Raw genomic sequence first — 16,493 nt, 5'->3', positions numbered from 1 at the left:
CTTGAAAAAAATATAATTATTAAATTTGAAGATGGGCATGGTATGAAGAACGAACAAAGGGCCCGCAAAAAGCATTTTTAAAACCTATAGAAAGAGCTTCTTTTTTAATATTTTCAAATTCTAAAGGTGATATATAACGTTTTACTGGAAGATGTTTTTTACTAGGTTGAAGATATTGACCTATTGTTAATAATGTAACTCCACAAGAATAAAGATCTTTCATTACCTGAATAATTTCTTTATCTTTTTCACCTAATCCTAACATTAAACCTGATTTAGTAGGAATATTACTATATTTATTTTTAAATGATTCTAGTAATAATAATGATTTTTTATAACTCGCCCCAGGACGTATTTTTTTATAAAGTCTTGGAATATTTTCTAAATTATGATTAAAAATATCAGGAAGTCCTGAATTAAAAATTTTTAATATTAATTGAATTCTTCCTCTAAAATCAGGAACTAATATTTCTATTTTTACTTTATTTTTATATCTAATAGATTTAATACAATTAACAAAATGTTGAGCACCACCATCATATAAATCATCTCTTACAACTGATGTAATTACAACATAGTTAATTCCCATATCAGATATAGTTTTTGCTAATTTATCAGGTTCTTTTAAATTTAAATTTGAAGGTATTCCATGTGAAACTGCACAAAATGGACAATTTCGAGTACATATTGAACCAAGAATCATAAAGGTAGCAGTTCCATTATTAAAACATTCAGATAAATTTGGACAATGCGCTTCTTCACATACAGAATATAAATTATTTTTACGTAATGCATCTTTTATTTTATTTATTTGAGATGTATAAATAGGTAATTTAATTTTTATCCAATCTGGCTTTTTTAATTTATTTTGTTTTTTTAAAATATTTTTAACTGGTATTAAGTTTGATATTTTTTTCATAAATTTTATTTATCATCAAATTTAAAAAATCAATATATTAATTAATATTATTTTAATATATTAAAATTTTTAAAAACATGGTTTTTTTATAATTTTAACATTTAATAACTCAGATAATTTTTTAATTAATATAATACGAAGTTCTGATAATTCTAAATTAGAATTAAATTCTTTTATTTGGGTCATTTTAATATATATATTTCCACATGGATAAATATAATTAAATGGAGTTAAATCCATATTTACATTTAGTGATAAACCATGTAAAGTACATCCATTTTTAACTCTTAATCCTAAAGAACATATCTTTTTATTATTAACATAAACTCCTGGACTATTTTTTTTTATACTAGATTTAATAGAAAAGTAACTTAAAGTTTCTATTATTAAAGTATGCATAATATCTATTAATTTACGAATATTAATTTTTCTACGTTTTAAATCAATTAAAAAATATAATATTTGTTGACCAGGACCATGATATGTAATCTGACCTCCTCTATCAGTTGTTACTACAGGAATGTGATTAATAAAATTATTTTTAGATGTAATTAAGCAATAATTTTTTAATATACCTTGAGTAAAAATAGGATAATGCTCAACAAACCAAAGTTCATCAGGTGTGCAAGTATTTCGATATTTTGTAAAAAAATGCATATTATTATAACTTCTTTCCCAATTTACTAACCCTATATTTTTAAAGAAAATAATTTTATTATTCAATATAATATCCAATATTATTAATGTAATAATTCATTTAAAATAGATTTGATACCAACATTAAAAAATTCTATTCCTAAAGACATTAGTAATAAACCCATAATACGAGTAATAATATTAATACCTGTTTTTCCTAATATTAAAACAACGCATGGAGCTGCTCGAAAACATAACCAACATACTAAAGAAAATAAAAAAATGCATATACTACAACCTATTAAATTTATCCAACTAGAATAATATGTACTCCAAACAATCGTAGAACTAATAGCTCCTGGACCTGCAATTAAAGGCATAGCAAGGGGAACAACACTAATATTTTCTTTATCTTTTTTAATTTTTTGATTTTTTATAAACTTTCCATTAATCATAGAAAAAGCAATACTCATAATTAATAAGCCTCCTGCAATTCTAAATGAATTAATAGATATACCAAAAATATTTAAAATACTATTACCTAGAAATAGTGATATTAATAATATTAAGAATGCAGAAAAATTTGCTATTAAATTAGTTTTTTTTTGTTCAAAAGTAGTTTGATGAGCAGTAATAGTTGTAAAAATAGGAATCATTCCAATTGGATTAACCAAGGCACATAGACTTATAAAAAATTTTATATATATAGAAAAATCAAAAATTGAAATATTCATATTATACTCTTAATTTATATTGGAGTTCTTTAAAAATCTTTTTAAAATAATAAATTTTTTATTATTTAATTAATTTTAATAATTAAGCTTAGCAATAATACTTCTTGTTTTTGTACGAATTTCAAATAATACAACTTCAATTAAATCAGAAACTTTATAATATAAATTACCATTAATAAAAACTTGTCCTATTTCTTGATTAAAAATTATTTCTTCTCTAATCGGATGTAAGAATAATGCAGGGATAAAAACATTTGCACCATTTTTTATTAATTTAGCTCTTATTCCACCTCTAGAAACATCAGTTATCTCAGCATAAAATTTTTTATTTTGATATTCTTTTTTTTGTAAAAGCAATGTATAAAGCCAATCTGAAATATCTCTTTCAGCTATTCTATTTTTTCGTCTTTGTTCACTAATTTTAAATTTAATGTCTTCATGAGGTTTAATAATTTTTTCTTTTTTAATGATTGATTTTAATAAACGATGATTAATTATATCACTATATTTTCGAATAGGTGAGGTCCAAGTTGCATATTCTGAAAAACCTAATGCAAAATGTGGACTTGGTGTAGTACTAAAATCCCCAAAAGATTGATACCGTCGAATTCGACTATTAATGTAATCATTAGATAAAATATTTAATACACGTCTGAGATTACAAAATCCTTTTAGAGTTGTTATTTCTTTAGCTGTAAATTTTAAATTATAATTTTCTAAAAAAGAAACTACATTTTCAGCATTAATAGAATCAAAACCAGAATGTATATTATAAATACCAAAACCTAAATTTCTTGATAAAAATTTTGCAGCTGATACATTTGCGATTATCATTGCTTCTTCAATAATTTTATGAGCAACTCCTCTTTTTTCAATAATTACATCTTGTACTGTACCAGATTCAGAAAATTGAAATCTATATTCCAGGGTGTCTTTAAACAACACTGCATTTAATTTTCTCCATTTTATTCGCAATAAAGATAATCGATATAAAATCAAAATTTGATTCTCAATTGAATGATTTGATGGCTTCCATAATCCTTTTTGATGAATCCAATTTGATACATCATCATAAGATAATTTTTCTTTTGATATAATCCATGCTAAAAAAAAATTAATTTTATTAGAAATATTTCCATCTTTATTAATTATTATAGAACATGCTAAAACTGGTCTACGTTTATTCGGAATTAATGAACATATATTTTCTGATAACTCTCTAGGCAACATAGGAATATTAAAACCAGGAAGATAATTTGTAAAACCACGTTTAGAAGCAATAATATCTAATTTACTTCCACTTTCTATATATGAAGTTGGATCTGCAATAGCAACTGTTAAACAAAAATTACCATTTTTTTCTTCTTTAACAAATAAAGCATCATCAATATCTTTTGTATTAGTATTATCTATTGTAATAAAATCAAGATTTGTTAAATCTTTTCGATATGAATGATCTTTTAAAAGAGTATCTTTTTTTTCAATTAAAGGAGCTTTTTTTTCAAGATTATGACGTGATAAAGTTACCCACCATGGTGTTAATGGATCATTTACTTTTACTATTTCTTCAATTAATTCAGCACAAAATATAGGATTTCCATTAAGTTTATGTTGTATTAAATTCGCAACAGCCCAATCTCCTGTTTCAAAAGAATGAGTAAAATTTTTTTTAGGATAACATATTATATTCAGATCTTTTAAAAAAGGATAATCAGGTAAAATAAATAACTTATTATCTTTTTTTTCAATTTTTCCTACAAATCTTTTTAAAATAGGTTCAATTAATTTTTCAGGATCAACTATTTCACGATCTTTTTCAACTTTTAATAATGCGGATATTTTATCTCCATGCATTACTTTTTTCATATTTTTAGGAGGAATAAAATAACTTTTTTGAATATCAATTTCTAAAAAACCAAATCCTCTTTCAGTACTTTTTACTATTCCTTCAACCCTTGGTATTTTTTTATGTAAATTTTTTTTCAATTGTGCAAGTAATGGATTGTTTTGGAACATAATTATACAACCTAACTATTAAAAATAGAAAATAAATGATTTTATTATTTAAGAATTTTTAATATATAACTTATTTGTAAATTATCATAGATAAATTTTATGAAAATTTTTATAAACACTAATAAAATATTTTTAATTTTTTTTAAATTATTTCATTAGGAATGTTAATATGAAATCCATTATCAACATAAATAATTGAACCAGTGATTCCTAAAGATAAGTCAGAACATAAAAAAGCAGCAACATTTCCTATTTCTTTACTAGTAATATAATTTTTAATTAATGAAACTGATTTTTGATATTCTTGTACTTTATAAAATTTTTTTATTTGACGTGAAGATATAGTTTTTATAGGACCAGATGAAATTGCATTTACTCTAATATTTTTTTTACCTAGTGAATACGCCATATATCTTACATTAGCTTCTAAAGAAGCTTTAGCTGATCCTATTACATTATAATTAGATAAAACTTTTTGAGCACCTATATAAGATAATGTAACTAAAGAAGAAAATTTATTTAGCATATTTATAGATTCCCTTGCCATACTTAAAAAAGTATATGAACTAATCTCATGTGATAAAATAAAAGATTCTTTAGTGCTATTTTTAATAAAATCTTCATTAATCTGCTTTTTAGGACAATAAGCAATAGAATGTACAAATCCATCAAATTTTTTCCATGTTTTTTTTAAATCAAAAAAAAATTCTTTAATATTTTCATCATTAGATACATCACAAAAAAAAATAGAGTTTGCACTCATCGGACGAATTAAATAATTAACTTTATTAATAATTTTTTTATTTTGACAAACAAAATTTAACTCTGCTTTTTGTTTATACATTGCTTTTGCTATACCAAAGGCTATAGATTTTTTATTTGATATACCTGTAATTAAAATTTTTTTACCTTTTAAAAATCCCATATTAAATTTCCAAAAAATTTTTATAAATTTAAATAATTTTATAAATTTTTATTACTTTTTCTAAATAATTTGATGCTTGTTTAGAAGGATGTGTTTTTATATGTTGAAAAAATGTTTTTACTGTCATAGTATTTATCATTTTTATTGCTTGATTTTTGTTTTCATGAAATATTTTTAATAATGCACTTGTTCCATTTACATAAGATACAATAGTTGCATATCTCATTATTTCTTTATCTTTAATCCCAAGTAAATTTTTTTTTTGTAATAAATGAATATAAAGTGTTCCAATATTAATATTAATTTTAGGATTATATAATTCTTCTATAGAAGGTTTTCCCTTTTTTCCATAAAATCTATATATATCTACACCTGCTGCAGAAGGCTTAATTTGCATTAATCCAATTGCATTGGAACTACTTTTTGCATAAGGATTTCCAGAAGATTCAACATATATAATAGATTTAATTAATTTTTCATCAACATGATATTTATTTGAAGCAATTTTAATAAAATTATTCCAATGATAAATTGTTTGTTCAATTTCTTTTTTATTTAAAGAATAGTTTTTTTCTATATTTAGTGATTTATTACAACCTATTAAAAATATAACAGAAAAAATAAGAGCTTTTAATAACACAAGTAAAACTCCTTAAAAATAAATTTTAAAAAAATTTATTTATTCAATTGTTTTTTCAACAATATGAATAGCATAACCAATATAATTTGTTGGAGTGATTTTTTTTAAACGTTTTTTTTCTATTTCTGGAATATTTAAATCTGAAATAAATTTATATATATTAGCTTTACTTATTTTTTTACCTCGAGTGAATTTTTTTAATTTTTCATAAGAATTTTTAATATTATAGCGACGCATAATAGTTTGAATTGCTTCAGATAATACTGACCAATTTTCATTTAAATTCTTTAAAAGTTGAAAACTATTAATTTTTAACTTACTCAAACCACGTAACATTGAATAATATGCAATTATTGCATAAGAAAATACAGCTCCTATATTTCTTAATACTGTAGAATCACTTAAATCACGTTGCCATCTAGAAATAGGTAATTTATTTATCATATGATTCATTAATGCATTAGATAATCCTAAATTACCTTCAGAGTTTTCAAAATCAATAGGATTAATTTTATGTGGCATTACAGATGAACCAATTTCATCTTTGATTAATTTTTGCTTAAAATAATTTAAAGAAATATAACCCCAAATATCACGATTAAAATTAATTAAAATAGTATTAAAAAGAGAAATACATGCAAATATTTCTGCAATATAATCATGTGGTTCAATCTGTGTAGTACATGGATTCCAAATAAGATTTAATGATATAATAAATTCTTTGCTAATAATATGCCAATTAATATATGGATAAGCCGCTAAATGTGCATTGTAATTTCCAGTAGTACCATTAAATTTTGCTAATATTTCAATATTTTTTAATTTTTTATATTGTCTTTTCACACGATAATAAAAATTTAAAATCTCTTTTCCCATAGTAGAAGGAGTGGCTGGTTGTCCATGAGTCATAGATAATAAAGGAATACTTTTATATTCAATTGATAATTTTTTTAAAATATTAATTATTTTTAACCAAAGCGGTAAAATTATTTTTTTAAGAGCATCTTTAATCATTAATGCATAAGCTATATTATTAATATCTTCTGAAGTACATGCAAAATGTATAAATTCTGTAAGATATGATAATTTTTTTGATTGAGATAATTTATTTTTTAAAAAATACTCTAATGCTTTAATATCATGATTAGTTTTTTTTTCTATATTTTTAATATATAACATATCTTTTTCATTAAATTTATTAAAAACGTTATCAATAAATAATATATCATTATTATCTATTTTTTTAATATCTAATAATTTATTCATAGACATGATTTTTTTAAACCATTCAATCTCTACTTTAAGTCGATATTTTAAGTAACCAAATTCACTAAATATATTTCTTAATAATTGTGTTGATTCAAAATAACGACCATCAATAGGAGAAATCGTAGTTAATGAAGTTAACTGCATATTTTAGATTCCTATTTTTGATAATTTTTAATAAAATATAAAATATTACATTAATGATAATTGACGTTTAATAATTCCTCCACCTAAGCATATATCATTATAATAAAATACTACTGATTGTCCCGGGGTAACTGCAATCACAGGTGAATTAAATAAAACTTTTATATGAAAATCATTTATATATTCTATTTTACAAATAACATCATTTTGTCGATATCTTGTTTTGGCGCAACAAGAAAATGATAATTTAATGTTAATACTATTTATCCAAGTAATTTTTTCGGCAATTAAACCTATCGACATTAAATATAGATTATTTAATCCTTGTGCAACAATTAATGTATTTGTTTTATTATTTTTTTTTACTACATACCATGGATTATTGTATTTTCCTTTAATTCCTCCAATGTTTAATCCTTTACGTTGTCCTATGGTATAATGAAATAAACCATTGTGTGTACCAATAATTTCTCCATTTATTGTAACTATATTACCTTTTTTTTTAGAAATGTAGTTAGAAAGAAAATTATTTATATTTCTAGGACCAATAAAACAAATACCTGTAGAATCTTTTTTTTCTGCAATTTTTAAACCTATTTTTTTTGCAATCATTCGAATTTGACTTTTTTTAAATGTTCCAATAGGAAATAAAATTTTTTTTAATTGATAATCTTTTAAAGTATATAAAAAATAACTTTGATCTTTTTGATAATCTATTCCTTTTAAAAGATAATTTACCCCATTTTTTTTTAAAATTCGAGCATAATGACCTGTAGCAATATAATCTGCATTAAGTTGGTTAATAGAATAATTAAAAAACAATTTAAATTTAATTTCTTTATTACATAATATATCCGGATTAGGTGTTCTACCTTTTTTATGTTCATTTATAAATTTTTTAAATACTTTATCCCAGTATTCTTGAGAAAAATTCATTTTATGAAGATGTATATTTAATTTTTTACAAACATTTTTTGCATCATTTAAATCTTTCGCAGCATGACAATAATTTTTTTTATCATCTTCTTCCCAATTTTTCATAAATAAGCCTTCTACAAGATAGGCGTCTTTTTTTAAAAACCATGCAGCTACAGATGAATCAACACCTCCTGACATAGCAATTATCACTTTTTTTTTACATTTATTCATAATAATTACATCTTTTTTAAGATTAAACAATTAAAAGAAAAATAAAATAACTTATATTATTTTATAACAATTCTTTAGTATAAAAATAATCATAAATATATTATATTAAAATAAAAAAAGAAATATATTAAATGTTTATACTTTTAAAAAATATTCATATAAAATACATTTTTATATTAAAAATATAATTAAAAAAAATTTTTAATTAATTTTAAAATAAGTTTAATCTAAAAAAATGAAATATATAAGAAATTTTTCTATTATTGCTCATGTTGATCATGGAAAATCAACCTTATCAGATCGTTTAATTCAAAAATGTGGTGGTTTATGTGATAGAGAGATGTCTCATCAAGTTTTAGACTCAATGGAACTAGAAAAAGAAAGAGGCATTACGATTAAAGCACAAAGCGTTATGATTGATTATATAGATAAAAAAAATAATGTTTTTCAACTAAATTTTATTGATACACCTGGTCATGTAAATTTTTCTTATGAAGTATCTAGATCATTATCTGCTTGTGAGGGAGCATTATTAGTTGTTGATTCAACTCAAGGAGTAGAAGCTCAAACATTAGCTAATTGTCAAACTGCACTAAAAATGAATTTATCAGTATTACCTGTTTTAAATAAAATTGATTTACCTAGTTCTGATGTATGTCGAGTTAAAAAAGAAATTGAAGATATTATTGGAATTTCTACTAAAAATTCTATTCAATGTTCAGCTAAAACAGGTGAGGGTATTGATACACTTATTGAAAAAATAGTTACTGATATTCCTGCTCCTAAAGGAAATAAAAATGGTCCATTACAAGCTCTTATAATTGATTCATGGTTTGATAACTATTTAGGTGTAGTATCTTTAATTAGAATTAAAAATGGATTTATCTCAAAAAAAGATAAAATACAAGTAATGAGTACAGGTCAAACTTATTTTGTTGACCAATTAGGTGTTTTTACACCTAAAAAAATAAACAAAAAAAAATTAAAATGCGGAGAAGTAGGTTGGGTCATATGTGGAATTAAAAATGTTAATGCAGCTCCTGTAGGTGATACATTGACACATTATCATAACCCATCTAAAATAATGTTAAATGGATTTAAAAAAATCAAACCTAAAATTTATGCAGGTTTATTTCCTACTGATTCAAATCAATATGAAACATTTAAAGATGCATTGGAAAAACTAAGTTTAAATGATTCTTCTTTATTTTATGAACCTGAAAATTCCAGTGCTCTTGGATTTGGTTTTAGATGTGGATTTTTAGGTTTATTGCATATGGAAATAGTTCAAGCTCGATTAGAACGGGAATATTCTCTTGATTTAATTTCAACTGCTCCTACTGTTGTTTATCAAATTGAATTAATTAATGGAAAAAAAATTTATTTAGATACCCCTTCAAATTTTCCTTTAATTAATACAATCAAAAATATCAAAGAACCAATTGCAGAATGCAGTATTTTATCTCCTCCAAAATTTCTTGGATCTATAATGAAATTATGTATAAAAAAAAGAGGATTGCAAACTGATTTAATTTATCATGAAAATCAAGTTTCTTTAAAATATCATATTCCTATGAGTGAGATTGTTTTAAATTTTTTTGATGAATTAAAATCAGTTTCTAGTGGTTATGCTTCCTTAGAATATAATTTTAAATATTTCCAAATAGTTAAAATAGTTCGAATAGATATATTAATTAATTCAAAAAGAATAGATGCTTTAACTACGCTTTCTTATTATAAAAATGTACAACAACGTTCTCGTGAAATAGTTGAAAAAATGAAAATGTTAATACCTAGACATCAATTTGATATTAGCATTCAAGCAAGTGTGAATAATGTAATTATTGCTCGATCAACAATTAAACAATTAAGAAAAAATGTATTATCAAAATGTTATGGAGGTGATATTAGTAGAAAAAAGAAACTATTAAAAAAACAAAAAGATGGTAAAAAAAGAATGAAAAAAATTGGTAATATTAATTTACCAAAAAAAGTATTTCTTACTATTTTAAACCTTAATAATTAAAAAGAGAACATAAAATGCCTAACATATTAACAATATTTTTAATATTAAGTACCTTATGTACTGGTTTTTTTTGGTTATTAAACTATATAAAATATTTTATTAACTATTTTTTCATTAAAAAAAAAGAAATAAAATTATTTTAAAAGAAAAAATACTCTTAAAAAATAAAAAAAATATTTATCAAAAAATATCATCTTTATTTCCAATGTTTTTCATTGTTTTTATAACACGTTCTTTTATTTATGAACCATTTCAAATTCCCTCAGGTTCAATGATGCCAACACTTTTAATAGGAGATTTTATTTTAGTAGAAAAATTCATATATGGTTTAAAAGAACCTATTACAAATAAAATATTAATAAAAAATCAACATCCTCAAAGAGGAGATATTATAGTTTTTAGACATCCGATTCAAACTAACATAAATTATATTAAACGTGTAATAGGTTTACCAGGAGATAAAATTAAATATAATATACATAATAAAAAAATTAAAATTTGTATTAATTATACTAATACAAAAAATTGCAAAAATATATTATCTATTAATTATTCAAATAAAAAAACAACTCAATTTTTTCAAAGAATATATTTTTCAGAAAAAAATAATATAAAAACAAAAAAAATATATAATTCTTTTTATTTTAAATTAGTAGAAGAAAATATTAATAATTTTAAACATAAAATACTATTATTAGATGAAATCCAAAATACAAAAAATCATTATTACCAACAAAAAAATATACCAAAATTTACTTGGATAGTACCCGAAAATAAATATTTTGTAATGGGAGATAATCGTGATAATAGTTTAGATAGTCGTTACTGGGGATTTGTACCAGAAGAAAATATTTTAGGAAAAGCTATAAAAATATGGATGAGTTTTGAAAAAAAAGAAAATGAATGGCCTACAAATATACGTATTAATAGGATCGGTAATATATATTAAAATTAATAATATATTAAATAATATTTTTAGATATCTTTCAATATTTTATTAAATTCTATCAAGTTTGTATTATTTTTATGTTATATAAATAAATGAATTAAAAAATTAATTAAAATATTATTGAAATTGGTATGATATGAACCACATTGTTACAAATAAAATACAGGAAGTTTTAGGATATACATTTACTCATAAAAATTTATTAAAACAAGCATTAACACATAGAAGTGCAGGTAGCAATCATAATGAAAGACTTGAATTTTTAGGAGATTCTATTTTAAGTTTTGTAATTGCAAATGCTTTATATCAACATTTTCCTTCTATTAATGAAGGAGATATGAGTCGAATGCGAGCAACTTTAGTTAGAGGCAATACTCTTGCAGAAATAGCATATGAATTTGATTTAGGTGAATATTTACAATTAGGACAAGGTGAATTAAAAAGTGGAGGTTTTCGCCGTGAATCTATTTTAGCAAATACTGTAGAAGCTCTAATTGGTAGTATTTATTTAGACAGTAATATTAAAACAGTAGAAGAATTAATATTAAAATGGTATGAAAAACGATTAGAAAAAATTAGCCCTGGTAATATACAGAAAGATCCTAAAACAAGATTACAAGAATACTTACAGTCTAAACATTTATCATTACCCGAATATTTTATAGTAAATATATGCGGTGAATCTCATAATCAAATATTTACTATACATTGTGAAATTAGTATATATTCGAAGTTATTTATTGGAATAGGAAAAAGTCGAAGAAAAGCTGAACAAAATGCAGCTAAAAAAGCATTAATTAAATTAGGTGTAGAGTGAAAAAAAAACAAAAATATTGTGGATATATAACAATTATTGGAAGAACTAATGTTGGGAAATCAACTTTAATTAATCAAATTGTCAAAAAAAATATTTCTATTACATCAAATAAAAAAAATACAACAAAAAAAAATATAATAGGTATTAAAACTAATGAATTCTATCAATCTATTTATATAGATACACCAGGAATATATTCTAATGATATAAATAGCTTAAAAATAATTAAAAATACAAATATAATTATATTTCTAATAGAAGCGCATATATGGAAAGAAAAAGATGAAATTATTTTAAAAAAAATAAAAAAAACTAATATCCCAATTATTTATGTAATTAACAAAATTGATAAATTATTTAATAAAAATAAAATTTTACCATATATTAATTTTCTTTCAAAAAAAACACATTCAACAGAAATTATTCCCATTTCTGCAAAAAAAAGAGAAAATATTAATATATTAGAAAATATTATAAAAAAATATTTACCAAATAATTTACATGTTTTTCCTAAAAATTATATTACAACAAATTCTTTTTATTTTGAAATATCAGAAATTATTCGAAAACAAGTAATATTTTTTTTAAGAGATGAATTACCTTCAATAATTAGAGTAAAAATTGAATCAATTAAAGATCAATTTAAAGAAATTTATATTCATGCAATTATTTATGTTAAAAATAAAAGACAAAAAAAAATTGTTATTGGTTACAAAGGAGAAATGATTAAAAAAATTAGCGTATCATCTAGATATCATCTTGAAAAAGAAAATAATAAAAAAACACATCTTTTTATATTAGTATTAGAAAAAATTTAAATATAAAACTTTATTTTTAAAATTAGTTAAAATATTTTCAGTATTTTAACTAATTTTAAAAAAATAAAGTTACACTCCTATTAATTTTTAAAAAGAGTTAAATAATAATGTCTATCATAAGTATAGGAACAGATATTGTAGAAATCAAAAGAATTAAAAAAATTTTTTTATCTTTTAGAAATAAACTAGCTCGAAGAATATTATCAGAAAACGAATATATAAAATATTTTAAAATAAAAAATAAAATTAAATTCCTTGCAAAAAGCTTTGCTGTTAAAGAAGCAGCATCTAAAGCACTGGGAACTGGTATTAATTGCGGAATTACTTTTAATCAATTAGAATTATATAATAGTTATCTTGGAAAACCTAAATTAAGATTTTTAAATAATGCTTTAAAAAAATTAAAAAAAATGAAATGTAAATCTATACACGTTAGCACTTCTGATGAAATATCATATTCATATGCTATAGTGATTTTAGAAAATTAATTATTAATAAATTTTAAATATTTGATTTTCTTTTATTTCTAAAAAAATTAGTTAAAATTTCAGAACACTGGTACTCCATAATATTTTTTTGAATTTTTAATTTACATTTTTTTTGAAATTGAAAAAAAATATTATTAATAGAGTATGTATTTTCTTTTTTATAACTAGCTCCAAATACTAATCTTTTAATACGACTATGTATAATTGCGCCAAAACACATTATACAAGGTTGTAATGTGACATATAATGTCGTATTTTTAAATCTATAATTTTTTATATTTTTCCCGGCTTGACGTAAAGCTATAATTTCAGCATGCGCAGTAGGATCATTTTTTGAAATAGAACTATTCCAACCAGTTCCAATAATTTTTTCTTTGAAAACTAATATTGCTCCTATTGGAACTTCACCAATTTTTTGAGCATAACATGCATATTTAAAAGCAATTTTCATCCAATTTTGATCTTTTTTAATTTTCATAGAATATTTTTTTTAATAGATATTTTTAGTTTTTTTTAGTATCTTTAATTTTTCTTTTCTCCATGCGTTACGTTTTTCATCTTCTCTTTTATCTACTTTACTTTTTCCTTTAGCTAATCCTATAAGCAATTTACACCAAGATTTTTTCCATAATAAAGATAACGCAATTAAAGTATAACCAATTTTGTTTTTTTTTATAGATAAATAATTAATTTCATTTTTATGTAATAATAATTTTCTTTTTCTTAAAGGATCACAGGATATATGGCTAGAAATTGTAGATAAAGGTTGAATAATAGAATTACAAAGATACATTTCATGTGAAATATTGCTAACATAACTTTCAGTAATATTAATTCGACCTAATTTAATAGATTTTATTTCCCATCCTTTTAATACTAAACCAGATTGAAATGTTTCTTCTATGAAATAATTATAATGTGCTTTTTTGTTTGTACAAATAGTAGAAAGTTTATAATTAGATTTTTTTTTGATTGACATATATTAATATGATCCGACAAATTAAATTAAGAATCTTTATTTTTTGATACTACAACCATAGCCGGACGCAATAAACGAGAATTATTAAGTAAATATCCAGATTGCATAATTTCAATAATTTGATCTGATTTAATTAAATTTGTATAATTAATAGATATGGCTTGATGAAGATCAGGATTAAATGGTACTTTTATTTCATTTATTTTAGATATTTTAAATACGTCAAATATATTTTTTATTAAAGAAAAAAAATGTTCGATTTTTTTTAAAATATTTTTATATCTTTCTTCTTTTTTTTGTTTTATTAACTCAAAAGCTCGCTCAATATTATCTATAATAGGAAGTAATTCAAAAATTAACTTTTCTAAAGAAAATTTTTCATATTTTTCAATTTCTTTATTTAATCGTGTTTTTATTTTAAAAATTTCTTCATTTTGTTTTAAAATTATATTTTTTATTTTTATTTTAGATGTTTCTAACTCATTCTCTAAATTTTTAATTAAAAAAATATTTTCATTAATTTCTGAATCATTTGATATTTCTTTATTAAATTTACGATCTATATTTTTATCATCTATTATATCTTTATCGGATTTTATATCTTTATTCATAAAAAAATATTCCTTTTTATATTTGATGTAATACTAAATCGATAAAAACCATTAAAAAATTTAAATATTCTAATTTATTTTTTAAGAGGAGAAATATAAGATATTGACATATCCCAAGGTTGTTCTATCCATATATTTTGAGATACATCAATAATATAGTTATCTACTAATATTTTACCCATCGGTTTTGCAAAAATAGTAACAAAATATGCTTTAGGATATAATTTTCGAATAATTTTTGCAGTTCCACCTGTATCTACAAGATCATCTACTATAATAATTTTTGAACTATTACTTTGTGATTTTTTTATAATTGTTCTATTTTTTTTTAAAGAATTATAATTATAACTTGCAATACAAATAGTATCAACATATCGAATATTTAACTCTCTTGCTAATATAGATGCAGGGACTAAACCACCTCTACTAATAGCAACAATTTTATTCCATGAGTTTAATTTAACTAATCGATTAGCTAACTTTCTAGTATAAATCTGAAGCATATCCCAAGTAACAATATATTTCTCACTCATGAAAAATTCCAAAACTATAAAATAGTATTTATTAGAAAGTGGAAATAATTTATAGTTATTTTAGGATGTTAAACTATTGAAATAAAATTAATGATAAATTTATTTATTCATTTCTTTTTCAATAATTAAGATTAATATATGAATAATTTTTATGTGCATTTCTTGTATTCTATCAGAATAACCAAAATATGGAACACAAATTTCTATATCAGATAATTCTTTAATTTTACCTCCATCATTTCCTGTTAAAACAATTACTTTCATATTTTTATCACGTGCTGCATGTATTGCTTTGACAATATTTTTTGAGTTTCCAGAAGTAGAAATAGCTAATAATATATCATTTTCGTTACCTATGCTTTCTATGTAACGTGAGAAAACATATTCATATCCAAAATCATTACCTACAGCAGAAATATGGCCAGAATCAGAAATAGGTATTGCTGGATATCCTAATCTCTTTTCTCTATAAAGCCCTGTTAATTCTTCTGAAAAGTGAATAGAGTCACAATTTGATCCGCCATTACCACAAGAAATTATTTTATTTTTATTTTTAAATGCTTTTGAAATTAAAATACCAGCCTTTTCAATATTTTTTATTTGATTTTTATCATTTAAAAAATTTTTTAATACATCTAATGCAACATTTAATTCACAATAAATAATTTTTTTATACATTAATTAAAGTTCTTATTTTTTTAAAATAATTTTTCGGTGCGGACGGGACTCGAACCCGCGACCCCCGGCGTGACAGGCCAGTATTCTAACCAACTGAACTACCGCACCTTCTTATATTTATTTTATTGTACATATTTTAAAAAAATGAGTCAATCATCTTTT

General features: G+C 22.1%; 17 protein-coding genes, 1 tRNA gene and 1 pseudogene. 5 read left to right on the top strand and 14 right to left on the bottom strand.

Annotated elements, in window-relative coordinates:
• Positions 1–19: 19 nt before the first annotated feature.
• The 8 genes from lipA to mnmA all read right to left on the bottom strand — a co-directional run bounded on the left by lipA (position 20) and on the right by mnmA (position 8,435).
• Positions 20–919, bottom strand: a complete 900-nt coding sequence (gene lipA, locus AB4W67_RS01310) for a lipoyl synthase (RefSeq protein WP_367682769.1) — start codon at positions 917–919, stop codon at positions 20–22.
• Positions 920–988: 69 nt separating this feature from the next.
• Positions 989–1,642 carry a lipoyl(octanoyl) transferase LipB gene (lipB, locus tag AB4W67_RS01305; protein ID WP_367682768.1) on the bottom strand — a complete coding sequence of 218 codons (654 nt, stop codon included), beginning with the start codon at positions 1,640–1,642 and terminating at the stop codon, positions 989–991.
• A 17-nt stretch (positions 1,643–1,659) separates the two neighbouring features.
• The gene (locus AB4W67_RS01300; protein WP_367682767.1) at positions 1,660–2,289 is read right to left on the bottom strand and encodes a YchE family NAAT transporter; all 630 of its coding nucleotides are present in this window, start codon (positions 2,287–2,289) and stop codon (positions 1,660–1,662) included.
• Positions 2,290–2,364: 75 nt separating this feature from the next.
• Positions 2,365–4,305, bottom strand: a complete 1,941-nt coding sequence (gene rnb / locus AB4W67_RS01295) for an exoribonuclease II (RefSeq protein ID WP_367682766.1) — start codon at positions 4,303–4,305, stop codon at positions 2,365–2,367.
• Positions 4,306–4,447: 142 nt separating this feature from the next.
• Complete coding sequence (locus AB4W67_RS01290) at positions 4,448–5,230, bottom strand: enoyl-ACP reductase (protein WP_367682765.1); 783 nt, start codon at positions 5,228–5,230, stop codon at positions 4,448–4,450.
• 28 nt (positions 5,231–5,258) lie between these two features.
• Positions 5,259–5,870, bottom strand: a complete 612-nt coding sequence (locus AB4W67_RS01285) for a transglycosylase SLT domain-containing protein (protein ID WP_367682764.1) — start codon at positions 5,868–5,870, stop codon at positions 5,259–5,261.
• Between the two features lie 39 nt (positions 5,871–5,909).
• Positions 5,910–7,283, bottom strand: coding sequence for an adenylosuccinate lyase (gene purB / locus AB4W67_RS01280; protein ID WP_367682763.1), 1,374 nt, complete (start codon positions 7,281–7,283; stop codon positions 5,910–5,912).
• A 45-nt stretch (positions 7,284–7,328) separates the two neighbouring features.
• Positions 7,329–8,435 carry a tRNA 2-thiouridine(34) synthase MnmA gene (gene mnmA, locus AB4W67_RS01275; RefSeq protein WP_367682799.1) on the bottom strand — a complete coding sequence of 369 codons (1,107 nt, stop codon included), beginning with the start codon at positions 8,433–8,435 and terminating at the stop codon, positions 7,329–7,331.
• Between the two features lie 232 nt (positions 8,436–8,667).
• On the opposite strand from mnmA, the gene lepA reads away from it, so the two are divergent.
• The 5 genes and pseudogenes from lepA (at position 8,668) to acpS (ending at position 13,530) form a co-directional block, all read left to right on the top strand.
• Entirely contained in the window at positions 8,668–10,458 is a 1,791-nt protein-coding gene (gene lepA / locus AB4W67_RS01270) for a translation elongation factor 4 (protein WP_367682762.1), read from the top strand.
• Between the two features lie 14 nt (positions 10,459–10,472).
• Positions 10,473–11,407, top strand: a pseudogene (lepB, locus tag AB4W67_RS01265) (signal peptidase I).
• Positions 11,408–11,543: 136 nt separating this feature from the next.
• Positions 11,544–12,224 (top strand): ribonuclease III, encoded by a 681-nt coding sequence (rnc, locus tag AB4W67_RS01260; RefSeq protein ID WP_367682761.1) that lies wholly within the window; start codon positions 11,544–11,546, stop codon positions 12,222–12,224.
• Positions 12,221–13,042, top strand: coding sequence for a GTPase Era (era, locus tag AB4W67_RS01255; protein WP_367682760.1), 822 nt, complete (start codon positions 12,221–12,223; stop codon positions 13,040–13,042). Before rnc ends, era begins: the two co-directional genes overlap by 4 nt.
• Positions 13,043–13,149: 107 nt before the next feature.
• Positions 13,150–13,530, top strand: a complete 381-nt coding sequence (acpS, locus tag AB4W67_RS01250) for a holo-ACP synthase (RefSeq protein WP_367682759.1) — start codon at positions 13,150–13,152, stop codon at positions 13,528–13,530.
• Between the two features lie 13 nt (positions 13,531–13,543).
• Here acpS and tadA read toward each other — a convergent pair whose 3' ends face one another.
• The 6 genes from tadA to AB4W67_RS01220 form a co-directional block, all read right to left on the bottom strand.
• Positions 13,544–14,008, bottom strand: a complete 465-nt coding sequence (gene tadA / locus AB4W67_RS01245; RefSeq protein ID WP_367682758.1) for a tRNA adenosine(34) deaminase TadA — start codon at positions 14,006–14,008, stop codon at positions 13,544–13,546.
• 12 nt (positions 14,009–14,020) lie between these two features.
• Entirely contained in the window at positions 14,021–14,509 is a 489-nt protein-coding gene (smpB, locus tag AB4W67_RS01240; RefSeq protein ID WP_367682757.1) for an SsrA-binding protein SmpB, read from the bottom strand.
• A 26-nt stretch (positions 14,510–14,535) separates the two neighbouring features.
• Entirely contained in the window at positions 14,536–15,120 is a 585-nt protein-coding gene (gene grpE, locus AB4W67_RS01235) for a nucleotide exchange factor GrpE (protein ID WP_367682756.1), read from the bottom strand.
• 74 nt (positions 15,121–15,194) lie between these two features.
• Positions 15,195–15,653 carry a xanthine phosphoribosyltransferase gene (gene gpt / locus AB4W67_RS01230; RefSeq protein ID WP_367682755.1) on the bottom strand — a complete coding sequence of 153 codons (459 nt, stop codon included), beginning with the start codon at positions 15,651–15,653 and terminating at the stop codon, positions 15,195–15,197.
• A 99-nt stretch (positions 15,654–15,752) separates the two neighbouring features.
• On the bottom strand, positions 15,753–16,331 hold the full coding sequence (gene lpcA / locus AB4W67_RS01225) for a D-sedoheptulose 7-phosphate isomerase (RefSeq protein WP_367682754.1): 579 nt from the start codon (positions 16,329–16,331) through the stop codon (positions 15,753–15,755).
• A gap of 34 nt (positions 16,332–16,365) precedes the next feature.
• Positions 16,366–16,439, bottom strand: a tRNA-Asp gene (locus tag AB4W67_RS01220).
• Positions 16,440–16,493: the final 54 nt, after the last annotated feature.

It is taken from the genome of Buchnera aphidicola (Protaphis terricola), assembly GCF_964059145.1.
GTDB classification, from domain to species: Bacteria; Pseudomonadota; Gammaproteobacteria; order Enterobacterales; family Enterobacteriaceae; genus Buchnera; species Buchnera aphidicola_BP.
Note: the sequence above shows the minus strand (reverse complement) of the source record. Positions and strands in the feature narration are given on the sequence as shown.

Bases quoted from the DNA above. Each gene is read 5' to 3' on its own strand.
- AB4W67_RS01290 (WP_367682765.1), bottom strand. From the start codon at position 5,230: ATGGGATTTTTAAAAGGTAAAAAAATTTTAATTACAGGTATATCAAAT.
- gpt (WP_367682755.1), bottom strand. From the start codon at position 15,653: ATGAGTGAGAAATATATTGTTACTTGGGATATGCTTCAGATTTATACT.
- AB4W67_RS01300 (WP_367682767.1), bottom strand. From the start codon at position 2,289: ATGAATATTTCAATTTTTGATTTTTCTATATATATAAAATTTTTTATA.
- rnb (WP_367682766.1), bottom strand. From the start codon at position 4,305: ATGTTCCAAAACAATCCATTACTTGCACAATTGAAAAAAAATTTACAT.
- rnc (WP_367682761.1), top strand. From the start codon at position 11,544: ATGAACCACATTGTTACAAATAAAATACAGGAAGTTTTAGGATATACA.
- smpB (WP_367682757.1), bottom strand. From the start codon at position 14,509: ATGTCAATCAAAAAAAAATCTAATTATAAACTTTCTACTATTTGTACA.
- lepA (WP_367682762.1), top strand. From the start codon at position 8,668: ATGAAATATATAAGAAATTTTTCTATTATTGCTCATGTTGATCATGGA.
- lipA (WP_367682769.1), bottom strand. From the start codon at position 919: ATGAAAAAAATATCAAACTTAATACCAGTTAAAAATATTTTAAAAAAA.
- grpE (WP_367682756.1), bottom strand. From the start codon at position 15,120: ATGAATAAAGATATAAAATCCGATAAAGATATAATAGATGATAAAAAT.
- lpcA (WP_367682754.1), bottom strand. From the start codon at position 16,331: ATGTATAAAAAAATTATTTATTGTGAATTAAATGTTGCATTAGATGTA.
- acpS (WP_367682759.1), top strand. From the start codon at position 13,150: ATGTCTATCATAAGTATAGGAACAGATATTGTAGAAATCAAAAGAATT.
- purB (WP_367682763.1), bottom strand. From the start codon at position 7,283: ATGCAGTTAACTTCATTAACTACGATTTCTCCTATTGATGGTCGTTAT.
- tadA (WP_367682758.1), bottom strand. From the start codon at position 14,008: ATGAAAATTAAAAAAGATCAAAATTGGATGAAAATTGCTTTTAAATAT.